We start from the raw sequence: 25,967 nt of genomic DNA, 5'->3' as shown, positions 1-25,967 counted from the left end.
CTCCATATCCTGCGGGCCTGGGCATGGCAGAAGATAATAAACGTAAGCAGGGAAGGGCGTCAGAATAGCATAATCTCTCAGGATGGCGCAGAGCTACCCTGAGTTTCAGCTCAGGGTATGCGCAGGTACGGGCATCATCGTGGAGTGAAAGGAGACGTTATAATGCTGCTCAATATCGTCAATACGGCGCTTATCTTTGATAAAACGGCGGATAAAGAGAACGGTATTGACCAGCAGAGTGCCAAGTAGCAAAAACAGCAGCAGGCTGGTGCCCAGATAGCGCCACAGTGTCGAAATATCCGGTTCACTGTGCAGCGATATATGGCGTGTACCGTTGGCATCGATGCTGATACTGGTGATCACCCCCTGAGCGCTGAACGGCGTATGCAGCAGCTGCCTCGAAAGGTGTTGCAACTGCTTCCACTGTTCCTGCGGCGGATTACCGTACAATCCGACCGGCGGTACAGGTTGTTCCACCAGCTGACGACCTTCGTCATTGCTGATAAGGAACCCACCCGGAGGAGGACTGTTCAGGCTTTCTGCGGCGCGGCGGGTTTCCTGCATGAAGAATGAGGACGTCGCGTTATTTACCAGTTCACTCAGTGACTGCGCGCTGACCGGCCGCAACAGGACGTTGATCCCCTGCAACGAGCCCGCTTTCGCACGTTTCACCAGAGTACTCCAGTTATTGGAGTTCCCCAGATTCACCAGCGCATTTTTAAGGCGCACACATTCGTTGGTTTTGCTGCCGCACAGCGTGTCCGTTTTCAGGACAATATCGGCAAAATCATCCAGCAAAATCATGCCAGATTTCTCGATCGCGGTCGCCAGCTGCGGGTTGATGTTTTGTTCCAGATTTTCGCCCGGATGCATTTGGTTGTTCACCGTAGTTTGCAGCGCAGTGGCGGCATCGATAATTTCAGACTGCGGAACCGGCAGCGGTGCGGCGTTGTTCCAGTAAATGCCTGAACAGTCGAATGGCAGAAAACCCGATGCGCTGCGGTTGGCCGCCGGTGGCACGTAACACATGCCTGTACCCTGAACTTTCAGGGTGTCGCCAACGCGCAGTGCTGTTTTTTCCAGATCCTGCACACTGTTGACCTGCGCACTTTGCGCGCCCTGTAACCACGCGATGCTGAGTTTCAGTGGCAAGCCGAGAGGCACATAGACCAACAGCAAAAGCAGCAGCAGGAAGGCGCTGGTCGCCAGCACCAGATTCTTGCCCCAGAGCTGCAGCGGGAATTTTTTTACTTCATCGTGCAACGACAAATAGCTGCCCTGACGGACGACGTGGCTGTTCATGTACAGCTCGATATCCGTTGGCTGGCCGAGATCGCGGCCGATAAACGGTTGCCAGTGTGGCGGATAAATCAGGTCGACGGTGCCGAGCGAAATATTGCTGATATCACCCTGCTTAGATTCGCCAAACAGTCCCCAGCGTTTAGGTAAGCCTCGCAGGCAATGGATTTCTTTGCGGTTTTTACCTAAACGCTCGGAAATCATCCGCCAGCCGATCCAACCTGCGAGCACGGCTGCCAGTGTCAGTAGCCACGGTAAAAATACGACCGGGCTGAGCAATGTAATAAACAGCAGAAGCAAAATACCGGAAACCGCCAGCGCCTCTTTTACACCGTTCGAGCGGGTGAGAGCGTGCTCTTCGCGCGTTTCACGGCGCACCTTCACCATCTCGATATGTTCGCTTTCTTCATGACGAATCGAGGCATTTTGCGGCTGGGAGGGAAGAACAGTTGAAACTGGTACCGGACCTTCATAAACGTGGTCCGCCAGTGTATGACCATTGAGGGAGATCACCAGAGGCATCGATTGCGTTTTAATAAGCTCGACCTGATTTTCCTGCGCTATGTATTGCTCCCAAAAGGGTGGCAGGTGTATTTCAGTCGCATCAAGAAAATAGCGTCCGCTGTTGGTGTCTTCGCTGGCCACGCCGTAGCGAGTGATGGCGCGCTTGAGGCTGTAAACGTGTTCGCTTTTAGTGGTCAGGATGAGTTTATCGCGCAGGATAATCAGATTATTGCGGTGGGTAATCGGCGTTTGTCCCAGCCTTTCACTTTGTCGCAGGTACCGTTCTACGGCGTCGCGCTCTTGTTGCGACAGTTTTCGCTGGCTGGGGGTGGGGAAATGTACAACAGACTCGTCGCGTTGGCGGCGTCGCAAGGCAAACCAAAAGAAACTTCCAGTGGCAATGATTGCGATACACAACAACACCAGTGTCACGACTACTGTGCTCATCCGATCCCCGTTCTGACGTGGGCGACTTACGTCAACTCTGTGAAAGTATTATACATAAATTGAAAAGACATAAACCTCATGCATATTTTGCACGCTACCCTATTTTTTACAGGGTTTTCATTATTTGACTGATATTTATGCACAAGTATTTAAATTATAAAAACACCACGCTAGAGAGTATCCGTAATTGTACTTTAATGGGTATCGGTATAATCCTATTTTGAATCGGTGTGGTTTTTGTTACAGCAAAATTGTGACGCGAACATGGCAACGCGTTCTTTTTGCACGATGTCAGAGATAAAAATCCGACGATTGGCGCTGAATATGGCAGTCTCACGCGAACTTATACGCAGTAAAGATTGCGGTTCAGGCTCGCCTTAACGCACAATGTTTTATGATAGCAATGTTCAATATTCTATATGAACCCATTAAGACACCCGCAGTCAGGTGAATAAAAGCTGGGGATGAAATGACACAACACCTGCAAAAACCAAAAATCCTGAAGGTGGAAACCGTCGCACGTTCGCGTTTGTTCACCATCGAATCTGTAGATTTGGCATTCAGCAATGGCGCGGAACGTGTTTACGAACGCATGCGCCCTTCCGATCGAGAAGCGGTGATGATTGTGCCAGTCATTGGCGATGATCTGCTGCTGATCCACGAATACGCCGTTGGGATCGAAAGCTATGAGCTGGGGTTTCCGAAGGGACTGATCGACGCCGGTGAGAGCGTGCTGGAAGCCGCTAACCGCGAGTTGATGGAGGAAGTTGGCTACGGCGCAGGGCATTTTGACGTGCTGGCAAAGCTGACGATGGCACCCTCGTATTTCTCCAGTCGCATGAACATTGTGATTGCGAAAGGGTTGTACCCGAAGAGTCTGGAAGGCGATGAGCCTGAGCCTTTACCGCAGACTCGCTGGCCGATTGCGCGGATGATGGAACTGCTGCAGCAACCCGATTTTTGCGAAGCCCGCAACGTCAGCGCTTTATTCCTGGCGCATGATTTTCTGACGCGCAACGCCCGCTGAACCGTCCGTTTTCCTGAAAAATCGTCAATAAAAAAGCCGGTCATGCATTACGCAAACCGGCTTTTTTCTATTGGATTGAATCAGGTGTTAAACGCCTGACTCAATATCCCATCAGAACAACTCATGTTCCTGACCGTTATCCATGATGGTCGTTCCGACTTCATGCACCGCATGTTCTGTCGGCTGAGTGCCGTCAATGAAGTACTCCGGACGACTGCCACCGCCACCGTCGGACAATTTCCCGGTGCTCTTATCGATAGTGACCGTCACGATGCCCGGAGGAGGTGTCTGTTTTTCTTCAGGCACGCCTTCCAGTACGGCTTTCATGTAGTCATCCCATGCCGGTTGCGCACTCTTCGCGCCGCCTTCTGCACCGGAGATTTGATCAGGGATCACGCCGGAAGCGGTCGAACGGCCCAGGTCACGGCGGTGATCGTCAAAACCAATCCAGACGGAGGTGACCACGTTCGGGCCATAACCGGAGAACCAGGCGTCTTTTGAACTGTTGGTTGTCCCGGTTTTGCCACCGATGTCGTGGCGCTTGAGATCACGACCCGCGCGCCAGCCTGTTCCCATCCAGCCAGGTTCGCCGAAGATGTTGGAGTTCAGCGCGTCGCTTATCAGGAACGACAGCGGCGTACTGATAACGTGCGGCGCATACTGTTGCTCTGCATCCACCTGTGGAGAATTGGCCGGAACCTGTTCCAGCTGCGGCGTTGGCACGGCGTTGTTGTTGTTATTGACCGAGGTGGCAACGTTTTCCACGTTGTCATCAGACAACACTGCCGATTTCTGCGTATCGCCATAAATCACCGGAATATTACAGGTGCGGCAGGCGATTTTCGGTTTGGCTTCAAACAGAACTTCACCAGATTCCGCTACAATTTTGGTGATGAAATACGGATCAACCAGATAACCGCCGTTAGTCAGCGTTGCATAACCACGCACCACCTGTAACGGGGTGAAGGATGCAGAACCCAGCGCCAGTGATTCGGAATGGACAATGTTGGCAGCCGGGAAGCCGAAGCGCTGCAGATATTCTGCCGCATAATCCACGCCCATCGCACGCATCGCACGCACCATCACCACGTTCTTGGACTCACCCAGCCCCTGACGCAGGCGGATTGGACCCGCATAGGTCGGTGGTGAGTTTTTCGGTCGCCAGTCCTGACCAGCGCCCGGATCCCAGCGTGTAATCGGCATGTCATTGAGGATAGTGGCCAGGGTCAGCCCTTTATCCATCGCCGCGGTGTACAGGAACGGTTTAATGTTTGAACCGAGCTGACGCACAGCCTGGTTCGCACGATTAAATTTGCTCTGGTTGAAATCAAAACCACCGACCAGCGCTTCAATCGCACCGTCGTTTTGATTCAGGGAGACGATGGCGGAGTTCACATCAGGAACCTGCGCCAGCCACCACACATCACCCACTTTACGCACCCAGACCTGCTGACCTGGCTGAACCACGTCAGAGATTTTCTTCGGTGTCGGGCCTTGTGCATTGTCATTACGGTAAGGGCGCGCCCAACGCATGCCGCTGAACGGCAGGCTGATCACGGCGCGATTAGACATCGTCGCGGTGGCTTGCTCATCGTCAATCGAGGTAATGACTGCAGGGAACAGTGGCCCGTAGACCGGCAGCGTTTTCAGCGACTGGACGATTTTATTCTCATCCCACGCCGGTTCGCCCACTTTCCACATCTGATTCGACGGACCGCGGTAACCGTGGCGCATATCGTAATTCAGCACGTTGGTGCGCAGGGCTTCCTGTGCGGCCAGCTGGGTTTTCTTGGTGATGGTGGTGTGAACCATATAGCCGTCGTTGTAGGCGTTATCGCCATAACGTTTCACCATTTCCTGACGTACCATTTCTGTCAGATACGGCGCGGAAAATTCAATATGCGGGGCGTGATAATTCGCGACGACCGGTTCAGCGCGTGCCTGATCATACTGCTCCTGCGTGATGTATTTCTCATCCAGCATACGGGCCAGCACGGTATTGCGACGGGCAACAGAACGATCGTGGGAATAGAGGGGGTTGAAAGTTGACGGCGCCTTCGGCAGACCGGCAATTACCGCCATTTCGCTGAGTGTCAGCTGACTCACGTCTTTCCCGAAGTAAACCTGCGCTGCAGCACCCACGCCATAGGCACGATAACCGAGGTAGATCTTGTTCAGGTACAGCTCAAGAATCTCATCTTTGGTCATCATCTGCTCAATGCGGATGGCCAAAAACGCTTCCTTGATTTTACGTGTCAGCGTGCGTTCAGGACTTAAGAAGAAGTTACGCGCCAGCTGCTGAGTGATGGTACTCGCACCCTGTGAGGCGTGGCCGGACATCAGCGCAACGGAGGCCGCACGGAAGATACCGATCGGATCCACACCATGATGCTCGTAAAAACGGCTGTCTTCTGTCGCGATAAACGCGTGCACCATTTCCGGAGGGATTTGGTCGAGTTTCAGCGGGATACGGCGCTTCTCACCGTACTGGGCGATAAGATCGCCTTCGGCACTGAAGACCTGCATGGGTGTTTGCAAACGCACGTCTTTGAGCGTGGCAACATCGGGTAGCTGAGGCTCGATATATTTATACAAACCGAAGATCGAGGCTGCTCCCAGCAAAATGCAACACACTGCAAGAATCAATAAATACTTTACGAACTTCACCTGAGATTTCCCATTTAGTGTCAATTGGGCAGTTTATAAACAACCGCGCGGTAGTATAAAGGCAAGCCTGCAACATGGATACGTACTTTTATTTACTTGACGATATGGAGATTGGGCGAAAATGCGACTACAAGCATGGCAGGTAGGTCTGGATATTCAAGCCGGTTTTGCCCGTGCGATCGCCGTACAAAGGCGGCGTCATGGCTGGCAATTACGTCACTGGTGGCAGCATCCGCTGCCTGACTTCACGTTGCGGGAGGGGATATTACATGAGACCGCGCCGCTGATCGCCATTTTATCATTCTGGCGCAAAACCTTACCTGCCAGGTTGTCGCTGAGAATCAGCCTGCCCGCCCAGCGCATCATGCAGCAACGCATGGTGGCACCTGATGCACGGATGCAGGAACCCGCCCGTAGCGCCTTTATCTTTAGTCATGCGGCGAAACAATTTCCTCTGGGCGTTGAACATCTGGTGATGGATTACCGTGCAGACCCGTGCGGAGATAATCAGGTCGTGGTCACCGCCGCAAGACAGCAGGAGATAGCGCAGTGGATGCGTTGTCTTGCACAGGCACAGCTTTTTCCTGAGGTTATCGAACTGGTGCCCTGCGCACTTCAGGTGGCTGCTTACGCGGCCCGACTGCCCGGTGACGCGCTACTGATTCATCCGCTGGACGACGCCGTTCTTTGGGCTTCGCCACACAGCCTGCCGTTCCAGTTCGGTTTGTTCGATAGCACGCAAGCACTGTCGGGCATATCCCTTTCTGACCTCGTCCGCTCCCAGTATCGCGCTGGTGCGCTGTGTGCCGGAGCCGGTTATTACAGTGGTGAAAATCCCCCTCCCGGAATGCAATGCTGGTCGCCGCTCAGTGCAATCGGCCAGTTATCCGCCCCTTTGCCCGCCAATCCCGGCGACTTCGCCCCCGCAGTTGGGCTGGCCCTAAGACATAGGGACTGCTGATGCTACAGGTCAACTTATTGCCCTGGCGCAAGGTACATCGACAGCAACGGATGCGTTTCTGGCTGACCGTTTCAGTCTGTTTGCCGACGTTGTTGCTGCTGAGCATGCTGGGTTGTGTCGTTTTTTTGGCTCAGCAACTGACACTTTTGGAGCAGCATCTTGCTGCACTGAAACTCGCTTCTCAGGCACTTTCTCTGCAGCAAAAGCGGGTGGAGACGGCGTCGGCACAGGTAAAAATCCTGCGGGCGCAGCGTCTGCTTAGCCAGCAGCGGGCGCAGCGAAGCAGGGACTCCGTGCAAATGCTGACATTGCTGGCAGAAAAAATACCCGAGGAGGTGCGGCTGAACGAGCTGGTTGAACTTCAGAACCAGCTGACGCTCACCGGCGAAGGGCGGTTTTACCACGACATACTGGCTTTTCGCGACACGCTGGCGGCAAGTGATTTACTCCGGGATGTCACTTTGACCGATGTACGGCAGCATTCCGGTGTGTTGCTGAGCTTTGTGCTGAAGATGCAACTGCGTCAGCCACCTGAACAGGGAGCGTTACCGTGAATCACTTACTTTTGCAGCGGCTTGAGCCGCTGATGCAAAAATCGGGCGGGCAGTTAGCTACGATGCTGACGGGCGCGATAACGCTTATCGCGCTGGTAATATATCAGTGGCTTTTCCGGAGTATCTGGCTGCAACAGACAGAGCTGGAGCAGCAGATAAATGAGAGCCGGCAGGTAGTCACTCATGCGCAGGTTGCCTTACTGCGAGGCGCGCCGCTGTCGCGTTTGCAGCATATGCTGAAAGAAAATTCAGTGGTCGAAAATGACATCCTGCCACTGGACCAGCAATTTGCGCCGCCACTGAAGGCTTCGCAGACCGCGCTGGTACGCTGGTCGCCCGCACCTGATGGGCAAGGCGAACTTCAGCTGCACGGTTCGTTTGGCGCACTGATGCATTTTCTTCAAGTATTACAACAGCGCCAGTGGCATCCGGCGTACAGCGACCTCAATTTTCATGCGACTGAAAACGGCCTCGCAGTGTCTCTATTGCTGACCCAAACAAACGAAGCTGCTGACGGCGGTGAAGTCACTCTCCCGGTGCGTGACCCTTTTGCTCCCTTGCAATCCCAATCTTGTGGCGGTGAAACCCTGGCTCCTGCGTGGAGTCTGGGCGGTATCACGCAATCAGAAGGCCAACAGTTTGGCTGGTTGCTTTCGCCAGATGGCCGGTGGAACAAAGTCGAAACGGGCACGCAGATTGGCACGCCGCTGTGGACGGTCGCATTGCTGGATGCTTCGCAGGTAGAACTCAGCATCAGTGATGCCCGCTGCGGCGAACAACGCCAGACCCTCCGGTTTGGTCACTCAACGATTTCTCCAGAGAATGGAAAACAATGAAACGAGTTTATCTGGCTGCTCTTTGGCTGCCTTTTTTCTTAAATTTCAGCGCCGCCAGAGCGGCAGGGCTTTCGTCGGTGTCTCTTGAGTTTCAAACCGCGCCGATCGAAATGGTATTGCAGGCATTGGCCGATACGCGGCAGCTTAATCTGATTACCGCACCGGGTGTGGAAGGGCAAATCAGCGTAAAGCTCAAAGAAGTGCCGTGGCAGCAGGCGCTCGACATTATCCTGCGCATGAATCATCTCACCAGTGAGCTTGAAGGAAATGTTCTGCTGGTCTCCCCTGCGATGGACCCGCTTGCGCGCCGGCAGCAGATCAAAGATGCCGAAGAACAACAGGCTGACCAGCGGCCAATCGTCAGCCTGACCATTCCGCTTCAATATGCTGATGCCAAAGAAACGGCGCTGAGTCTGAATGCACAAAAAGGCACGCTGTTATCTGTTAAAGGCAATGCGTCCGCGGATAGCCGCACCAATACTCTTCTATTGCGTGATACGCAGGAGGCGCTGGATATCGTCGCGCCGTGGATCAAAGAGTTAGACTTGCCGCTGCAACAGGTACAGCTTGCTGCACACATCGTGACAATGAACAGCGAAAGCCTGCGTGAATTAGGCATACGTTGGGGTTTCACCGGTGAAGAACCGATCACCAAAGCCGTGCGTATGAACAATTTCAGTATGGGTATGCCGGTGGAGAACCCGATATTTACCGCCGGATTTAATCTGGCACATATCAGCGGACGGATTTTGGATCTGGAGCTGACGGCGCTGGAGCAGGAAGACAAAGTCGATATTATCGCCAGTCCGCGCCTGCTGACGGCGCACATGCAAACCGCCAGCATCAAGCAGGGCACGGAGATTCCATATCAGGTGTCCAGCGGGGCGAGCGGCAGTACGTCCATCGAATTTAAAGAAGCGGTACTCGGTATGGAAGTGACGCCAAAAATTCAGCGCGATGGCCGCATTCAGATGGCCTTGCAAATAAGCCAGAATATGCCCGGACGCAGTATCAAGCAGTCCGAAGGCGAGGCGCTGGCGATCGACAAGCAGGAAATCAAAACGCAGGTTACGGTGAAAGATGGCGAAACCATCGTGCTGGGCGGTATTTTTCAGCGCAAAAATCAGAAGACCGACACCAAAGTCCCGGTAATCGGCGATATTCCGGTGGTCGGTTCGTTGTTTAAACACCAGTATATGAATGAACAGCGACGCGAGTTGGTGATTTTCATCACTCCAACCTTAATCCGCGCCCATTAAACGGGTATTTAATGCTAACCTAAATCGCACAATAACGTTGAGCACATGCAACTTTTTGTGTCGTGAGAGGCTTCTGAGTTTGACGCTGCGTTCGATTTAGCTTACAAGGGTTACCGAATTGAGCACCGTGATCTTTTTTTACTGCAGACACGCCGATAAAAACGTACGTTTTCCCTCCTGCGGCGTGCAATGCGATTTATTCGGTTGCCAAACTACCAAGAGTGTTGAGATAATTTTTTTCTGATCTCGCACTATCGCTCATGAGGTTTCAGTTTAGGTCCCGCCGCTAATTTGATTGGCGGGGCGGGTTATCATCAACGAAATAGTCTTAGTAATACCGAAAAACATGGCAGAGAAACGCAATATCTTTCTGGTTGGGCCTATGGGTGCCGGCAAAAGCACTATTGGTCGACAGTTAGCTCAGCAACTCAATATGGAGTTTTTCGACTCCGATCACGAAATTGAGCGACGTACCGGAGCTGATGTGGGCTGGGTATTTGATTTAGAAGGCGAAGACGGATTCCGCGACCGCGAAGAAAAAGTGATCAACGAACTGACCGAAAAACAAGGCATCGTTCTGGCAACTGGCGGGGGTTCCGTTAAATCACGTGAAACCCGTAACCGTTTGTCAGCGCGTGGCGTTGTCGTCTATCTTGAAACTACCATCGAAAAACAACTGGCGCGTACACAACGCGACAAAAAACGTCCATTATTACAAGTGAGTGCTCCGCCGCGTGAAGTGCTTGAAGCACTGGCGAGAGAACGCAATCCTTTGTATGAAGAGATTGCCGATGTCACTATTCGTACCGATGATCAAAGTGCCAAAGTCGTTGCCAACCAGATTATCAACATGCTGGAAAGTAACTGATTATTGGTTTCTATCATTGCCTGAGGGTGTCAGTTAAAGAAGGTCACAGAGCACGACATGGAGAGGATTACCGTAACGTTAGGGGAACGTAGCTACCCCATTACGATTGCTGCCGGATTGTTCCACGATCCGGCTTCTTTTATGCCGGTAAAGGCAGGCGATCAGGTCATGATAGTGACCAACGAAACCCTCGCCCCTCTCTATCTGGACGCTATCCGTTCAGTATTGGAGCAGGCAGGCGTTCGTGTTGATCAGGTGATTCTGCCTGATGGTGAACAATACAAATCCCTGACTGTTCTAAATGACGTGTTCTCCGCGCTGCTTCAAAAGCCGCACGGACGTGATACCACGCTTGTCGCCCTTGGCGGCGGCGTTGTCGGTGATTTAACCGGCTTCGCTGCGGCCAGTTATCAACGCGGTGTGCGCTTTGTACAGGTGCCTACCACGTTGCTCTCTCAGGTCGATTCCTCCGTTGGCGGTAAAACGGCGGTGAACCATCCCCTCGGAAAAAACATGATCGGCGCGTTCTATCAACCTGCGTCGGTGGTGGTTGATCTCGACTGTCTGCGCACTTTACCTGCCCGGGAAATGTCATCGGGACTGGCGGAAGTGATCAAATACGGCATTATTTTGGATGCCGACTTCTTTGTATGGCTTGAAGACAACATGGATGCCCTGTTGGCGCTGGATATGAACGCGCTGGCTTATTGCATCCGTCGTTGCTGCGAGCTGAAAGCTGAGGTTGTGGCGGCCGATGAACGTGAAAACGGCATGCGCGCCTTACTGAATCTGGGCCATACTTATGGTCATGCTATTGAAGCAGAAATGGGTTATGGCAACTGGCTGCACGGTGAAGCCGTCTCCGCTGGGATGGTGATGGCGTGCTATACCGCCCATCGCCTTGGTCAGTTCAGTCTGGGTGATATTGCCCGGGTGAAAACCTTGTTAACTCGCGCGGGCTTGCCAGTGACGGGGCCGCAGGTCATGAAAGCCGAAGCCTATTTGCCGCACATGATGCGTGATAAGAAAGTACTGGCGGGTGAACTGCGTCTGGTTTTACCGAAAGCAATTGGACAGTCCGAAGTACGCTCCGGCGTATCGCATGAAATGGTACTGGCTTCGATTGAAGATTGCCGTTAAGAGTGTGGCCACTTTTTTGGCCAGATAACGACCGATTTCAGCCATGCCAGTAAAGCGTCATATTTTTTAGTCAGGATAGTTGCTCCGCGTGAGGCCTGTTACAGGCTTTTTGCCGGGTTGGAGGTTTTAGATGGATGATTTAACACCGGAAGACGATCTCAAGCCAGATACCAGCGATCGCCGCCCACCGCGCGCGCGCAAACCGTCTCCTTCCCTACCCAAGGTCCCTGTTAATCGTCAGTACGTGATGATTGGCATCGGGATTGTGGTGCTGGTTCTGCTTATCGTCGGCATCGGTTCCGCCATGAAGTCCCCGACATCAAATCAGGCCACTCAGCAGAACAACGGTCCAAAAGACATAAATCTTGCAGGTAATGACGCTGCTGCACCGGCTCAACCGTCAGCACAAGCGCAGGCCAACACTGCACAGGCTGTTAACGGCCAGCAGCCACAAAGTATTGGTTTACCGCCAGTGTCTTCAACCCCTACCGAAGCGCAACCAGTGCCAGACAATGGTCAGAAAGAACGCGTGGATTTGCCTGGTGATATGAGCGATGCCTTATCCTCCCAGCAGAATCAGGTGGATGGCGTAGCGCAGGGCAGTATGGTTCAGGGCGCAGTGGCCACCGGTGCTGCACAATCTCTGACGTCTTTACCTACTGCTGCGGCGACCGTCAACGGTTCAGCGCGCACGCCGACGTCTGGCGTTTCCCAGCCGCAAACCACGCACACCCGTCCGGCTCAAACTGCACGTAATCAGCAGCCTGCCCATACGACGAAGCCGGTTGAGCACAAACCTGCGGCGACGGCCTCGCACACGGCGAAACCTCAGGCGACCAAATCTCAGGCAACCTCAGCACCAGCAGTTTCTGCGCCAGTAGCCTCAGGCAGCGCGTCAGCCATTAAGTCTGCGCCTGGCACACACTTCACCCTGCAATTAAGCGGCGCTTCGCAGTCCAATACGCTGAACGCATTTGCAAAACAGTCAGGCTTGAAAAACTATCTGGTTTATCAGACCGCCCGCGACGGGAAGCCTTGGTATGTGTTGGTGAGTGGTAACTATGCGTCTTCTGCGGAAGCCAAACGCGCAATTGCCAGCCTGCCAGCGGAAGTTCAGGCGAAAAAACCGTGGGTTAAACCTGTACATCAGGTACAGCAAGACCTGAAAAAATGAATTTGATCTCAACGCGATTTGCTGTCTAAAAACAGGATACAATCCGCGGCTGTGAATTGTATAAGTAGCTAACTGACGGCATGAAGAAGAACCGCGCGTTTTTGAAGTGGGCTGGCGGCAAATACCCGCTGATTGATGACATCAAACGTCATCTTCCGGCGGGAGATTGCTTGATCGAGCCTTTTGTTGGCGCGGGCTCAGTGTTTTTAAATACTGAGTATGACGCCTACATTTTGGCGGATATCAACAACGACCTGATCAATCTCTACGATATCGTGAAAACACGCACTGAAGAATTTGTGCGTGATGCCCGTGTGCTTTTCACGCCAGAGTTTAATGATGCAGATCGTTTTTACGTCCTGAGGGCAGAGTTTAATGCCAGCAGCGATCCTTATCGTCGTTCGGTACTCTTCCTCTATCTGAACCGCCATTGTTACAACGGCCTGTGTCGTTATAATCTCAGTGGGGCGTTTAACGTGCCTTTTGGCCGTTATAAAAAACCGTATTTCCCGGAAGAAGAACTCTACTGGTTTGCTGAAAAAGCCAAGAATGCCCTGTTTGTTTGTGAGCATTATGAGGAAACGTTGCTGAAAGCGAAGGCCGGTTCGGTGGTGTATTGTGACCCACCGTATGCGCCCCTCTCAGCAACCGCGAATTTTACGGCGTACCATACCAACAGCTTTAGCATGGACGATCAGCGCAAACTGGCGCGTCTGGCGCACCAGCTCTCCAGTGAGAATGCGGTGCCGGTGCTGATCTCCAATCATGAAACACCCCTGACGCTGGAATGGTACGCAGAGGCGGAACTGCATCGCGTATCTGCCCGACGTACTATCAGCAGCAATATTGCCCTGCGCAGCAAGGTGAATGAACTTTTAGCGCTCTATCGCTGATTGCCGGTTTACGCCGCAGTCAACAGGTAACCTTATCGTTTGGAGAAGCGGATGAAACAGTTTTTGATTGCCCCGTCCATTCTGTCGGCTGACTTTGCCCGTCTGGGTGAAGATACGGCGAAAGCACTGGCCGCTGGTGGCGACGTGGTTCATTACGATGTGATGGATAACCACTACGTCCCGAATTTAACGATGGGGCCTGCCATCCTCAAAGCGTTGCGCGATTATGGCATTACCGCGCCGATTGACGTTCATCTGATGGCTAAACCGGTAGATCGCCTGATACCAGACTTTGCCGAGGCGGGCGCGACCTATATCTCTTTCCATCCTGAAGCCTCCGAACACGTCGACCGCACGCTGCAACTGATTAAAAGCCTCGGCTGTAAGGCCGGTCTGGTTTTCAATCCGGCCACGTCGCTGAGCTATCTCGATTACGTGATGGATAAGCTGGATGTGATCCTGCTGATGTCGGTGAATCCCGGCTTTGGCGGACAGTCGTTTATTCCGGGCACGTACGACAAACTGCGTCAGGTGCGCAAACTGATCGACGACAGCGGATATGATATTCGTCTGGAAGTCGACGGCGGCGTGAAAGCTGAAAACATCCGTGAGATTGCAGCCGCAGGCGCAGACATGTTCGTCGCCGGTTCTGCCATCTTCAACCAGCCGGATTATCGCACCGTGATTGACCACATGCGCAGTGAGCTGGCGCAGGTGTCACATGACTAAAACTCTGACCGCACGTGGTGTAGCATTTGATCTGGACGGCACGCTGGTGGACAGCGCACCGGGTCTGGCGGACGCCGTGGATATGGCGCTGCGCGATTTTGATTTACCTCCTGCGGGCGTTGAACGCATCAGCACCTGGATTGGCAACGGCGCGGATATTATGGTCGAGCGCGCCGTGCGCTGGGCCGAAGGCGATACGTCGCCCGCGTTTTTGCAAAAAATCCGCGACAAGTTCGATCGCTACTATGCCGACACGGCAGCGTCCGGCAGCCGCCTCTATCCGCAGGTAAAAGAAACCCTGGCCGCCCTTGCCGCTCAGGGTTTACCTTTGGGGCTGGTGACCAACAAACCGACGCCGTTTATCGCACCTCTGTTGGAATCACTGGGCATCGGCAACTATTTCACGCTGGTGTTGGGCGGTGATGACGTTGTAGCGAAGAAACCGCACCCGGCGCCACTGTATCTGATGCTGGGCACGCTGGGCTTACGCGCCAGTGAACTGGTGTTTGTTGGCGATTCCCGCAATGACATTCAGGCGGCGCAGGCGGCGGGTTGCCCTTGTGTCGGTATGACTTACGGATATAACTACGGTGAAACCATCGCGCTGAGTAAACCCGATCGCGTGCTGGAAAATTTTGCCGACCTTTTGCCCGCTTTGGGGCTGTCATCTTTAAAAGATCAGGAAGCATAAAATGAGTAAACCCATCGTATTTAGTGGCGCACAGCCCTCCGGCGAATTGACCATTGGCAACTACATGGGTGCGCTGCGTCAGTGGGTCAAAATGCAGGACGATTACGAATGCATTTACTGCATCGTCGATTTGCACGCGATCACCGTGCGTCAAGATCCGGTGAAACTGCGTAAAGCGACGCTCGATACGCTGGCGCTTTATCTGGCCATCGGCATCGATCCGAAGAAAAGTACCATCTTCGTGCAGTCTCATGTTCCTGAACATACACAGCTGAGCTGGGCGCTGAACTGCTACACCTATTTCGGCGAGCTGGGTCGCATGACACAGTTCAAAGACAAATCTGCGCGCTACGAAACCTCTAACAGCGAAAGCATTACTGCGGGTCTGTTCGATTATCCGGTGCTGATGGCGGCCGATATCCTGCTGTACCAAACTAATCAGGTACCGGTCGGTGAAGACCAGAAACAGCATCTGGAGCTGAGCCGCGATATTGCCAGCCGCTTCAATGCGCTGTACGGCGATGTATTCACCGTGCCTGAACCGTTCATTCCGAAATCCGGTGCGCGCGTGATGTCTTTGCAGGAACCGACCAAGAAGATGTCCAAGTCGGATGACAACCGCAAAAACGTGATCGGCCTGCTGGAAGATCCGAAAGCGGTAACCAAAAAAATCAAAAGCGCGATGACCGACTCCGAAGAGCCGCCAGTCATCCGTTACGATGTGAAGAATAAACCAGGTGTGTCGAACCTGCTGGATATTCTGTCCGGCGTGACCGGCCAGACCATCGCAGAACTGGAGGCGCAGTTCGAAGGCCAGATGTATGGTCACCTGAAAGGGGCAGTTGCCGAAGCTGTATCGGGCATGCTGGCAGAGGTCCAGGAACGTTATAACCGTTTCCGCAGTGACGAAGCGCTTCTGCAACAGATCATGCAGGAAGGCGCGGAGAAAGCCCGTACACGCGCCAGCGTCACGCTGAAAAAAGCCTATGAAGCTATTGGTTTTGTCACGTTGCCGTAATCTGGAATTTTGCTGTAAACCAAAAAAACCACGCCTTTGGACGTGGTTTTTTGTTTTCAGGCCAGCTAACGCCCGGCTACGAACCGGCGCTGAAGTTATAGGTAAATGTGGCGTTATAGCGCCAGTCGCGAGAGTTGCTGTCGACCGGCAGATCACCAATTGGCCGCGCCGCTTCTACCGATAACGTATAGTGACGGTTATCACCAAACATCACGCCGATTGCGTATGACGACAGATTTTGCTTCGGTAGCCCCTGCTGATTAAATTCGGTATGGGCTGCATCGACCACCGTGTAAGGCTGAATGGTTTTCACCCATTCGCCCTGATCCAGATTGTGGATGTAGCGCATTTCGACCTGCCCGCCAACGCCATAATCACCCTGGGCATCGCTGTCCGGATATCCCCGCCCGTAATGTAGCGCGCCGAAATTCACCCGTTCAGGCTCTGGTAAGTCATTATCTGACCAGTCACCTTCCACAGATGTACTGAGTCGCCATTTCTTGTCGAACAGGTAGGCCGCGTCACCGTTAAATTTCCAGCGGGTAAACGTCAGATCGGCATTTGGCGTGCTGTTGGTCGCGCCGAGTCCGTCCATCCCCTGGCGCACATCGAATTTGGCATTCCAGTAAGCCTGATCGTATTCGCGGTAACCGGTCAGCGATACTTCCGCCGCCGGATAGCGTATCCGCTGATTGATGCCCGGCAGTTGCACCTGTCGGTCGCCGCGTCGCGCCACTAAATCGTAATCATATTTTTTATCGAGATAATCCAGTTCGCCGCTGACTGTCCACTGCTGTTTGCGCGTCAGCATAAGCGGGTAGCTGAACACCACACCGCCGTTATATTGTGTTTGGGTGCTCTGCGATCCGACGGTAATGTCATCGGGCAACGAGAGTATGGTGTTGTAATCTTTATCTTTTTGTTTGTAATAGCTGCCTTTGAGTTGCATAAGCAGGCCATCGTCGCCGAGATATTGTTGATAGTTCAGCCCGGCGTAGGTTTTGCGGGTATCACTTTCCAGCGGGATGAGCGTCGCGATGCCGAGTTGTTCGCCGTAGGTGCTCAGGCCGCTCAGCGTGGCGTTGACCACTGCGGAGCTTTCGCCTTTGCGGGTATCGACGGCGGTGGCGATGTTCCAGTTACGCGGGCGCAGCGCCTGCACGTCCAGCGTCGTTGCGCCGTAGATGTTATTAGGATTGCTGGCAGACGCGGTTACTTTAGTGTCCGGCGTGCGGCCCATCAGGATCGTATAACGCTCGAAGGTATCCTGCGTCAGGGGCTTTTCCGCCATGATGTGCTGAGACAATTTACTCAGCCAGCGGCCCACCTGCTGATTATCACTGTGGATCTGCGTGCCGGAAATATACCCTTCAACCAGCCCGATTTTCACCACACCGTCCTGGAAATTATCTGCCGGTAAGTAGGCGTAAGAGAGCACAAACCCGTCGCGGTGATAGCGCTGGGTGATCGAATCGGTCGCCGCCAGCAGAGAGGATAAGGGCACTTTCTTGCCGACGTATTGGCTAAAAGGCGCGGCCAGTGAATCCAGTGGATATTCGGTACCGCCGACAAACTGAATATGCTTCACGTCGATCAGCGTCTGTGGCGTCATGCCTGAGCCCGGTTTTTGCGTGGGTAAATTGATTTTCTGCGATTTGGGCGGAGGCTGGGAAATCGGAGGAGCCAGTTTGGCCGGGTTATTCGGGTCGATTAATGTAGGGAACATGTCTGCCGAGCTGTACCCAATGGCAGAACCCAATAAAGCCACTATGCAGGATTTTATTCTCATAAACATTCCTTTGAGCGCACAGGCAAATGTGGGAATTCAGCGAGCGTTGACCCACTTCCGGACGTGCCGGAAGCGGGCTTTTACTGCGTGTTTAACGATAATTAACTACTGCGGTTTGTTCAGCTTCAGCCCAAGGCCGCTGGTCAGCCCACCGACGGTGGTGCCTACACCGGCAATCAACCCTCCAGATTGAGAGACTGACGCGCCTGCACCTGCCGATATTCCGCCGGAGTTACTGGCAGTTGTCGTGGTGGTGTTGCTGGCGGGTACCAGAATTGTCCCTGTTTTAGAGACGGCCTGGCCGGTGTCGGTAACCGCAGTTCCCAGCCCGGCAAGTGCTGGAGTGCTGGTCGACAGCTGCGTACCGGCGGAGCTGACGGTGCCGCCGACCTGATTCAGCAGGCCGTTAACCGGCGCACCCAGACCCGTTGCGCCACCAACCGTTTGGGTGGTGTTCTGTACCTGTGCCACAACCGGTGTGACAATCCCCGTCGCCCCGGTTGTTACGCCCGAAAGTGCGCCACTTTGCACATTCTGCGCCAGCCCGTTACCGGTGCTGGTCACCAACGAACCAACATTATTCACCAGTCCACCCGTCGCGCCGGTCACGCCGCTGAGCGGGGTTCCTGCCGTGTTGGTTGCCAGTGACGTGCCGAGACCCGATACACCGGTGCCTAAATCAGCCACGGCTTTCGGTACGCCCGCGACGGTGGTGCCAATGGCATTTGGATTGGTGCCCAACTGCCCGACGCCGTTCTGTACTCCGCTGCCGACGTCAGTGACGGCTTTGCCCGTGCTGTCGATGATCGTGACAACACCGGTTCCCGCAACCGGAATATTACCGATTGGCGTCTGGCTGGCTATGCTGCTGACCTGGGTTCCCAGTCCGCTGACCGCACCGCCTGCGCTGCTGAGAATGGTACCGCTGGCGAGCGTAGTCGATGTGGTACCGCTACCCGTGCCACTACCCGATCCGGTGCCAGTCCCGGTTCCTGTACCCGTCCCAGTCCCTGTTCCTGTTCCATTGCCGGCGGTGGAGGTGCCATCACCGGTCGTTGTGCCGGTTCCTGTTCCCGTAGATCCGTTACCCGCCGTCGTCGTTCCATCACTGCCTGAAGTGGTTCCATCGCCGGACGTCGCAGAGCCGGTGGTGGACGTTTTTGCCGTATGAGAAGAACCGCCGCCACCGCTGCCACTACAGGCAGCCAGAGACAGGGCGACCAAGATTGCGAGCGCAACCTTGTTAACATGACCAACATGAATGATATGGCGCATGATTTGACCCTCCACGGGGAATACGCCACAGTTGGCGTAAATAAAGCTTAAGACGAAGATGCTTAATATTCCATTTGTGTGGGGTGATTATTTTGCAAACAGATCTGGGTGATCGATAAATCAGGAACTATATTCTGTTATAGGAATTTTCTGATAAAACGGGGCGTGGAAGTGAGGGGAGTTTCACTTCCATGAAATGATTAGAAAAATAACTCGAGTTTTGCAGGGGCATTACCGATTTATTGCTGCGTTTTGCTGGCGAACCAGTTCAGTTTCTCCCGCAGACTGACCACACTGCCGACGATGATCAGGCTCGGGCTTTGTACCTGTGTAGCCAGATTGTGTAGCTCAGTCAGCGCGCCGGTGATGACCCGCTGCTGCTGGCTGGTACCATTTTCCACCAGCGCGACCGGCGTTTCTGCTGGCAGACCATTTTCCAGCAGGCGGCGCTGAATTTCTCCTGCTTGCGTCAGTCCCATATAAAACACCAGCGTTTGCTGACCTTGCGCCAGACAGGCCCAGTCGAGCACGCCGTCTTGTTTTGCGTGACCGGTGATAAGCCGGACGCTCTGCGCATGGTCGCGATGGGTCAGCGGAATGCCGCTGTAGGCGGAGCAGCCCGACGCTGCCGTAATGCCCGGCACGACGGAAAACGCGATACCTGCTGCTTTCAATGCTTCCAGCTCTTCGCCGCCGCGGCCAAAGATAAACGGATCGCCGCCTTTGAGCCTGACCACGCGTTTACCCATCTGCGCCTGTTCCAGCAGGATTTCGTTGATACGTTCCTGCGCAACGCAATGATGCCCGGCGCGTTTGCCGACGAAAATCCGTTCGGCGTCGCGACGGACCAGATTCAGCACGGCATCGGATACCAGCCGGTCATACACCACCACATCGGCCAGCTGCATCTGCTGCAAACCTTTGAGCGTCAGCAAACCGGCATCGCCCGGTCCGGCGCCGACCAAAATCACTTCGCCATGCTTATCCACCGGCTCGCTGAACAGCTCTTCCAGATATTGCTCACTCTGTGCGTCGTCATTATTGGCCAGCGACTGCGCCAGGCGGTGATGATTAAACAGTTTTTCCCACCAGCGGCGGCGCTCGGATATGTCGTTGAAATGCGTTTTGACCCGTGCCCGCAATCCGCCCGCCACCTGTGCCAGTTTGCCCAGATGCTGCGGCAAAATGGATTCCAGACGCTCGCGGAGCAGACGCGCCAGCACCGGCGCATTGCCACCGGAAGAAACGGCAATCATCAGCGGTGAACGGTCGATGATCGACGGCATAATCACGCTGGCGCTTTCCGGCGCATCCACCACGTTACAGAACACGCGGCGATGCTCGGCCGCTTCGCTCACTTCCTGATTGACTAAATCGGAATCGGTAGCAGCCACCACCAGCCATTTTTCATCCACCAGCAGTGGAGAGAATTCGCCTTTCAGCAGGCGAACTTTGCCTTCATCTGCCCATATCTCAAACTGCGGCGTGAAGGTGAGGGCGTTAACCGTCAGTTTTGCACCTGCGTCGAGCAGTAAACGCGCTTTACGTTCAGCAACGTCACCGGCACCCACCAGCAGACAGGCTCTGTTTTTTAACTGACAAAAGAGGGGCAAGTAATCCATGAGCGATGATCTCACAAGCAGATGAAAACGCCGCCCGGAGGCGGCGTGAAGGCGCGGAGTTTAGCAGGTTTTAACCTGAAGACTGGCGGTGTCAATTTCAACATTGCCGTCACGCACGCGGACGTCATAGGCAGGAATCGAATATTGATCGTCTTCCATACAGAAGCCGTCGGTCAGGCGGAAATGCTGTTTTTTCAGCGGACTGGCGACCCATAATTCGCCCTGATGCTCGCCGATTATCCCGCGTGATAACACGCTGGCCTGTGCAAAAGGATCGATATTAGAAATTGCGAAAACCTGCTCATCTGCATACGGGCGGAACAGCGCGACCTGCTCATCACCGGCCAGCGCGCAAACGCCACAGCCCGGCAAGATGTCTTCGACAGAACAAAGAGTTAACCACTGGCTCATAATACTTCCTCCCCGTCGGCGATCACCGTCAGCGGAATTCGTTCGTCAGGGCGCGCCGGACGATGTTGTTGGCGTTCAGAAACGAACTGCACATTCGGGTCGCGCTGCCCGCTGTTAATAAAGTGGGTGAAGCGGGTTTGCGCTGCCGGATCATTCAGCGTTTCCTGCCATTCGCAAACGGCGGATTCACGCAGGCGTGCCAGCTCGGCTTCCAGCTGATCGTTCAGACCCAGTTTGTTGTCGATGATGACTTTACGCAGATACTCGATACCGCCTTCGAGGTTGTCCATCCAGACCGAGGTGCGTTGCAGCTTATCGGCGGTGCGGATGTAGAACATCATGAAGCGGTCGAGATAGCGCAGCAGCGTCTCATTATCCAGGTCTGCCGCCAGCAGATCGCCGTGGCGCGGTTTCATGCCGCCGTTGCCGCAAACATAAAGATTCCAGCCGTTTTCTGTCGCGATAATCCCGACGTCTTTACCTTGCGCTTCGGAGCACTCGCGGGTGCAACCCGATACACCGAATTTCATTTTGTGCGGCGTGCGGATGCCTTTGTAACGATTTTCCAGACTGATGCCGAAACCGAGGCTGTCGCCGACCCCGTAGCGGCACCAGGTGCTGCCGACGCAGGTTTTCGCCATACGCAGCGCTTTGGCGTAGGCCTGACCGGTTTCAAATCCGGCATTTATCAGTTTTTGCCAGATTGCAGGTAAATCGTCTTTCTGTGCACCGAACATGCCGATGCGCTGGGAGCCGGTGATCTTAGTGTAGAGATTATATTCGGCGGCAATAGCGCCAATCGCCACCAGTCCTTGCGGCGTGATTTCACCGCCCGGTGAACGTGGGATCACCGAATAGGTGCCGTCTTTTTGCATGTTGGCAAGGAAGATGTCGTTGGTGTCCTGCAACGGCGTGTGCTGCGCTTTCAGCACGTAATCATTCCAGCAGGAGGCCAGCAGCGAGCCGACGGTCGGCTTACAGACTTCACAGCCGTAGCCTTTACCATATTTGTTCAGCAGATCGTCGAACGAGCGAATACCTTCAACGCGGATCAGGTGATACAACTCCTGACGGGAATAGGCGAAGTGTTCGCACAGATGATGATTGACTTCGATGCCTTGCTTACTCAGTTCGGCATTCAGCACCTGCGTGACCAGCGGAATACAGCCGCCACAGCCGGTACCAGCTTTTGTCGCAGATTTGAGAGCCGCCACCGTATGGCAGCCGCCTTGCACCGCTTTGATGATGTCGCCTTTGGTGACATCGAAACACGAGCATATTTGCGCGCTTTCCGGCAGGGCATCGGTGCCGATTACCGCGCCACCGCTGCCCGCATGAGCAGGCAGGATCAGCGCATCCGGGTTTTCCGGCAGTTCGATGCTATTGAGTACGAGCTGGAGCAGATTGCCGTAATCGCTGGTATCGCCAACCAGTACCGCGCCGAGCAATGTTTTGTTGTCTTCGCTGACCACCAGACGTTTATACAGCGCTTTGTTCTCATCGAGATACACGTAGCTGCGTGCTCCCGGCGTGCGGGCGTGAGCGTCACCGATACCGGCCACGTCAACGCCCAGCAGTTTCAGCTTGGCGCTCATGTCTGCGCCGGTGAAGTTGTTTTCACGTCCCAGCAGATGATCGGCGGTGACCTGAGCCATTTTGTAGCCCGGTGCGACCAGGCCAAATGTACGCTGATTCCAGGACGCACATTCGCCAATGGCGTACACGTCCGGATCGCTGGTCTGACATTGATCGTTGATAACAATGCCGCCGCGTGGCGCGATGTCCAGCTCGCACTGACGCGCCAGCTTATCCTGCGGACGGATACCGGTGGAGAACACGATGAAATCGACTTCAAGCGACGTGCCGTCGGCGAATTCCATGGTTTTACGCGCCGTACTGCCGCCCTGAACGATCTCTTTGGTATTTTTCGCCGTATGAACCTGTACGCCCATGCTTTCGATTTTCTGGCGCAGCTGACTGCCGCCCATCACGTCGAGCTGTTCAGCCATCAGGCCAGGCGCGAATTCCACCACATGCGTTTCCACACCGAGGTTTTTCAGCGCGCCTGCGGCTTCCAGACCCAGCAGGCCGCCGCCGACCACTGCACCGCGTTTACTGCGACGGGCACAGGCTTCGATGGCGTGTAAGTCTTCAATGGTCCGGTAAACGAAACAGTCCTGACCCTCAGAACCGACGATCGGCGGTACCCACGGGTAGGAACCGGTCGCGATAATCAGTTTGTCGTACACCACCGTGCGTCCGCTGCTGGAGTGGATCACTTTCTCTTTGCGGTTCAGCGTGATGGCGCGTTCGCCGATCAGCACGTTGACGTTGTGCTTCTCATAGAATCCTTCGCGTACCAGAGAAAGCTCTTCGGCGGTGTGGTGGGAAAAATAGGAGGAAAGATGGACGCGGTCATAGGCCACGCGCGGCTCTTCACACAGTACCGTGATATCGAACTGACCCGGCTCTGCTTTATCCAGTAAGTCTTCGATAAAGCGATGGCCGACCATGCCGTTACCGATAATCGCGAGTCTGACTTTGCTCATAATTGCCTCAATTTTGATTTTCTGAGGCTAAACATAACGCGCGCGTAACAGAGGGTATTGATGCAAATCAAGCCGCTCCCAATATACTCCCTAGGTGGTACTTGACTGATTTTATTGGGTTTTTATGTAACCTTTCGATTTATAAACAGTTTCAGGCTATTGTTCTGTTATTGCATTCTTTCCACCGTCTTTCTGAAACCATGAGGTCGCGCGTGCCGAAAACCCTTTTGCGTACCATTAAAAATGTCCGGATGCCTGACCGTGAGGGGCTGTGGCAAATCGAGATTGAAGACGGTATTGTCCGCCAGATCCTTTCTCAACCGCATAATGATGAGCAGGGCGGGCACATTCTGGACGGCGAAGGCGGGCTGGCAATTCCCCCCTTTATCGAACCGCATATTCATCTCGATACCACGCAAACCGCCGGTCAGCCCGCGTGGAATCAGTCCGGCACGCTGTTCGAAGGTATTGAGCGTTGGGCAGAGCGCAAGGCGCTGCTGTCGCATGAGGACGTTAAACAGCGCGCCTGGCAGACGCTGAAATGGCAAATCGCCAACGGTATTCAGCATGTGCGCACGCATGTCGATGTGTCCGACCCGACGCTCACAGCGCTGAAGGCGATGCTGGAAGTGAAAGCCGAAGTTGCGCCGTGGGTGACGCTGCAAATCGTGGCGTTTCCGCAGGAAGGGATTATGTCGTACCCCGACGGCGAAGCCCTGCTCGAAGAGGCCTTGAAGTTGGGTGCCGACGTAGTGGGAGCGATCCCTCATTTTGAATTCACCCGCGAATATGGCGTGGAATCGTTGCATAAAACCTTCGCGCTGGCCAGGAAGTACAACAAGCTGATTGACGTGCATTGCGATGAGATTGATGACGAGCAGTCGCGCTTTGTGGAAACCGTCGCTGCGCTGGCACTGCGCGAAAATATGGGCGAGCGCGTGACCGCCAGCCACACCACTGCGATGCATTCCTACAATGGCGCATATACCTCGCGGCTGTTCCGTCTTCTGAAAATGTCGGGTATTAACTTCGTTGCTAATCCACTGGTGAATATTCATTTGCAGGGGCGTTTCGATACTTATCCGAAACGTCGCGGCATCACGCGGGTGAAAGAGATGCTCGACGCCGGGATCAACGTCTGCTTCGGCCACGATGACGTTTTCGATCCGTGGTATCCGCTCGGTACCGCCAATATGTTACAGGTGCTGCACATGGGGCTGCATGTTTGCCAGCTGATGGGTTATCAGCAAATTGACGACGGCCTGAAACTCATCACGACCTACAGCGCCCGTACTATGAATTTGCAGGGCTACGGCCTTGACGCGGGCAACGCCGCCAGTCTGGTGATTCTGGCGGCAGAAAGCGGTTTCGATGCAGTTCGCCGTCAGGCACCGGTGCGGTATTCTGTTCGTGAGGGCGTGGTGATTGCGCAAACCCAGCCAGCGCAAACGGTCATTCATCTTGATAAAGATTATTCCGTGGATTTCAACAGCTAAATGCTTGAGAAATCTGATGTAATATTTTGAAATATCTGGATAAATTTTTCGAAAGCGTAAATATAGGTAAAGGTCTGGCGCTGAGCGTAAAGCCTCTTTAGAATCAGTGAGATCTGTTGTTTGTATTCACGAGAAAGGAACCGTCATGTTTAAACGTACTTTAGTGGCCTTCACTGCGCTGCTATCCCTGACTGCAATGTCGCCGGTTTTTGCTGCCGGTGAAACTCACGTAATGCTGACCACTTCAGCAGGGAATATCGAATTGGAACTCGACAGTGCGAAGGCACCGGTTTCTGTGAAAAATTTCATTGATTACGCCCAGAGCGGTTACTACAACAACACCGTATTCCATCGCGTGATCCCAGGTTTTATGGTGCAAGGCGGCGGTTTCTCAGCTGACATGCAGCAGAAAGCGACCAAAGCACCAATTAAGAACGAAGCCGACAACGGCCTGCGTAACCTGCGCGGCACAGTGGCCATGGCGCGCACCGCCGACAAAGACAGCGCGACCAGCCAGTTCTTCATCAACGTCGCAGATAACGCCTTCCTCGATCACGGCCAGCGTGATTTTGGCTATGCCGTCTTCGGTAAAGTCATCAAAGGGATGGATGTGGTAGACAAAATGTCTGCGGTTAAAACTGATAATGTCGGGCCATACCAGAACGTTCCCACTACGCCGATTGTCATTTTGTCTGCGAAAGTACTGCCTTAATTCTTTTTTAAATGCCTATTCGTTCCTTTCTCAAAGCCTCCGCTCC

Annotated in this window: 21 protein-coding genes; 14 read left to right on the top strand and 7 right to left on the bottom strand. The window is 54.0% G+C overall.

Annotation, left to right across the window (positions count from 1 at the left end; genetic code table 11):
• Positions 1 to 105: 105 nt before the first annotated feature.
• Positions 106 to 2,235, bottom strand: coding sequence for an Intracellular growth attenuator protein igaA (locus GE278_19905; protein ID QLK63360.1), 2,130 nt, complete (start codon positions 2,233 to 2,235; stop codon positions 106 to 108).
• 484 nt (positions 2,236 to 2,719) lie between these two features.
• Between GE278_19905 and nudE the strand changes: the two genes are divergently transcribed.
• Complete coding sequence (gene nudE, locus GE278_19900) at positions 2,720 to 3,277, top strand: ADP compounds hydrolase NudE (protein QLK62873.1); 558 nt, start codon at positions 2,720 to 2,722, stop codon at positions 3,275 to 3,277.
• A 111-nt stretch (positions 3,278 to 3,388) separates the two neighbouring features.
• On the opposite strand, the gene mrcA is transcribed toward nudE, so the two are convergent.
• On the bottom strand, positions 3,389 to 5,944 hold the full coding sequence (gene mrcA, locus GE278_19895; GenBank protein QLK62872.1) for a peptidoglycan glycosyltransferase/peptidoglycan DD-transpeptidase MrcA: 2,556 nt from the start codon (positions 5,942 to 5,944) through the stop codon (positions 3,389 to 3,391).
• Between the two features lie 121 nt (positions 5,945 to 6,065).
• Here mrcA and GE278_19890 point away from each other — a divergent pair, with 121 nt between their 5' ends.
• From GE278_19890 to trpS, 11 genes are all read left to right on the top strand, one after another.
• Positions 6,066 to 6,905 carry a pilus assembly protein HofM gene (locus GE278_19890; GenBank protein ID QLK62871.1) on the top strand — a complete coding sequence of 280 codons (840 nt, stop codon included), beginning with the start codon at positions 6,066 to 6,068 and terminating at the stop codon, positions 6,903 to 6,905.
• Complete coding sequence (locus GE278_19885) at positions 6,905 to 7,459, top strand: fimbrial assembly protein (GenBank protein ID QLK62870.1); 555 nt, start codon at positions 6,905 to 6,907, stop codon at positions 7,457 to 7,459. Before GE278_19890 ends, GE278_19885 begins: the two co-directional genes overlap by 1 nt.
• Positions 7,456 to 8,295 carry a pilus assembly protein PilO gene (locus GE278_19880; GenBank protein QLK62869.1) on the top strand — a complete coding sequence of 280 codons (840 nt, stop codon included), beginning with the start codon at positions 7,456 to 7,458 and terminating at the stop codon, positions 8,293 to 8,295. The genes GE278_19885 and GE278_19880 overlap by 4 nt, the downstream gene beginning before the upstream one ends.
• Positions 8,292 to 9,554, top strand: coding sequence for a DNA uptake porin HofQ (gene hofQ / locus GE278_19875; GenBank protein ID QLK62868.1), 1,263 nt, complete (start codon positions 8,292 to 8,294; stop codon positions 9,552 to 9,554). The genes GE278_19880 and hofQ overlap by 4 nt, the downstream gene beginning before the upstream one ends.
• A gap of 346 nt (positions 9,555 to 9,900) precedes the next feature.
• The gene (aroK, locus tag GE278_19870; protein ID QLK62867.1) at positions 9,901 to 10,422 is read left to right on the top strand and encodes a shikimate kinase AroK; all 522 of its coding nucleotides are present in this window, start codon (positions 9,901 to 9,903) and stop codon (positions 10,420 to 10,422) included.
• Positions 10,423 to 10,479: 57 nt separating this feature from the next.
• A complete protein-coding gene (gene aroB / locus GE278_19865) occupies positions 10,480 to 11,562 on the top strand; it encodes a 3-dehydroquinate synthase (GenBank protein QLK62866.1) in 1,083 nt (360 codons plus the stop codon).
• Positions 11,563 to 11,692: 130 nt separating this feature from the next.
• Entirely contained in the window at positions 11,693 to 12,736 is a 1,044-nt protein-coding gene (locus GE278_19860) for an SPOR domain-containing protein (protein QLK62865.1), read from the top strand.
• Between the two features lie 80 nt (positions 12,737 to 12,816).
• Entirely contained in the window at positions 12,817 to 13,629 is an 813-nt protein-coding gene (locus GE278_19855) for an adenine-specific DNA-methyltransferase (protein ID QLK62864.1), read from the top strand.
• 51 nt (positions 13,630 to 13,680) lie between these two features.
• Entirely contained in the window at positions 13,681 to 14,358 is a 678-nt protein-coding gene (locus tag GE278_19850; GenBank protein ID QLK62863.1) for a ribulose-phosphate 3-epimerase, read from the top strand.
• A complete protein-coding gene (locus tag GE278_19845; protein QLK62862.1) occupies positions 14,351 to 15,049 on the top strand; it encodes a phosphoglycolate phosphatase in 699 nt (232 codons plus the stop codon). The genes GE278_19850 and GE278_19845 overlap by 8 nt, the downstream gene beginning before the upstream one ends.
• A 1-nt stretch (position 15,050) precedes the next feature.
• Positions 15,051 to 16,067 (top strand): tryptophan--tRNA ligase, encoded by a 1,017-nt coding sequence (gene trpS / locus GE278_19840; protein QLK62861.1) that lies wholly within the window; start codon positions 15,051 to 15,053, stop codon positions 16,065 to 16,067.
• A 76-nt stretch (positions 16,068 to 16,143) separates the two neighbouring features.
• On the opposite strand, the gene GE278_19835 is transcribed toward trpS, so the two are convergent.
• The 5 genes from GE278_19835 to nirB form a co-directional block, all read right to left on the bottom strand.
• Complete coding sequence (locus tag GE278_19835; GenBank protein QLK62860.1) at positions 16,144 to 17,856, bottom strand: ShlB/FhaC/HecB family hemolysin secretion/activation protein; 1,713 nt, start codon at positions 17,854 to 17,856, stop codon at positions 16,144 to 16,146.
• Positions 17,857 to 17,961: 105 nt separating this feature from the next.
• Entirely contained in the window at positions 17,962 to 19,131 is a 1,170-nt protein-coding gene (locus GE278_19830) for a Nuclear pore complex protein-Nup96 precursor (GenBank protein ID QLK62859.1), read from the bottom strand.
• A gap of 239 nt (positions 19,132 to 19,370) precedes the next feature.
• Entirely contained in the window at positions 19,371 to 20,753 is a 1,383-nt protein-coding gene (gene cobA, locus GE278_19825; protein QLK62858.1) for a uroporphyrinogen-III C-methyltransferase, read from the bottom strand.
• Between the two features lie 60 nt (positions 20,754 to 20,813).
• Positions 20,814 to 21,164, bottom strand: a complete 351-nt coding sequence (nirD, locus tag GE278_19820) for a nitrite reductase small subunit NirD (GenBank protein ID QLK62857.1) — start codon at positions 21,162 to 21,164, stop codon at positions 20,814 to 20,816.
• The gene (gene nirB / locus GE278_19815; protein ID QLK62856.1) at positions 21,161 to 23,713 is read right to left on the bottom strand and encodes a nitrite reductase large subunit; all 2,553 of its coding nucleotides are present in this window, start codon (positions 23,711 to 23,713) and stop codon (positions 21,161 to 21,163) included. The genes nirD and nirB overlap by 4 nt, the downstream gene beginning before the upstream one ends.
• A gap of 200 nt (positions 23,714 to 23,913) precedes the next feature.
• On the opposite strand from nirB, the gene codA reads away from it, so the two are divergent.
• The gene (gene codA, locus GE278_19810) at positions 23,914 to 25,209 is read left to right on the top strand and encodes a cytosine deaminase (GenBank protein ID QLK63359.1); all 1,296 of its coding nucleotides are present in this window, start codon (positions 23,914 to 23,916) and stop codon (positions 25,207 to 25,209) included.
• Between the two features lie 145 nt (positions 25,210 to 25,354).
• The gene (gene ppiA, locus GE278_19805; GenBank protein QLK62855.1) at positions 25,355 to 25,921 is read left to right on the top strand and encodes a peptidylprolyl isomerase A; all 567 of its coding nucleotides are present in this window, start codon (positions 25,355 to 25,357) and stop codon (positions 25,919 to 25,921) included.
• Positions 25,922 to 25,967: the final 46 nt, after the last annotated feature.

This window comes from Enterobacteriaceae bacterium Kacie_13, assembly GCA_013457415.1.
Taxonomy (GTDB): domain Bacteria; phylum Pseudomonadota; class Gammaproteobacteria; order Enterobacterales; family Enterobacteriaceae; genus Rahnella.
Note: the sequence above shows the minus strand (reverse complement) of the source record. Positions and strands in the feature narration are given on the sequence as shown.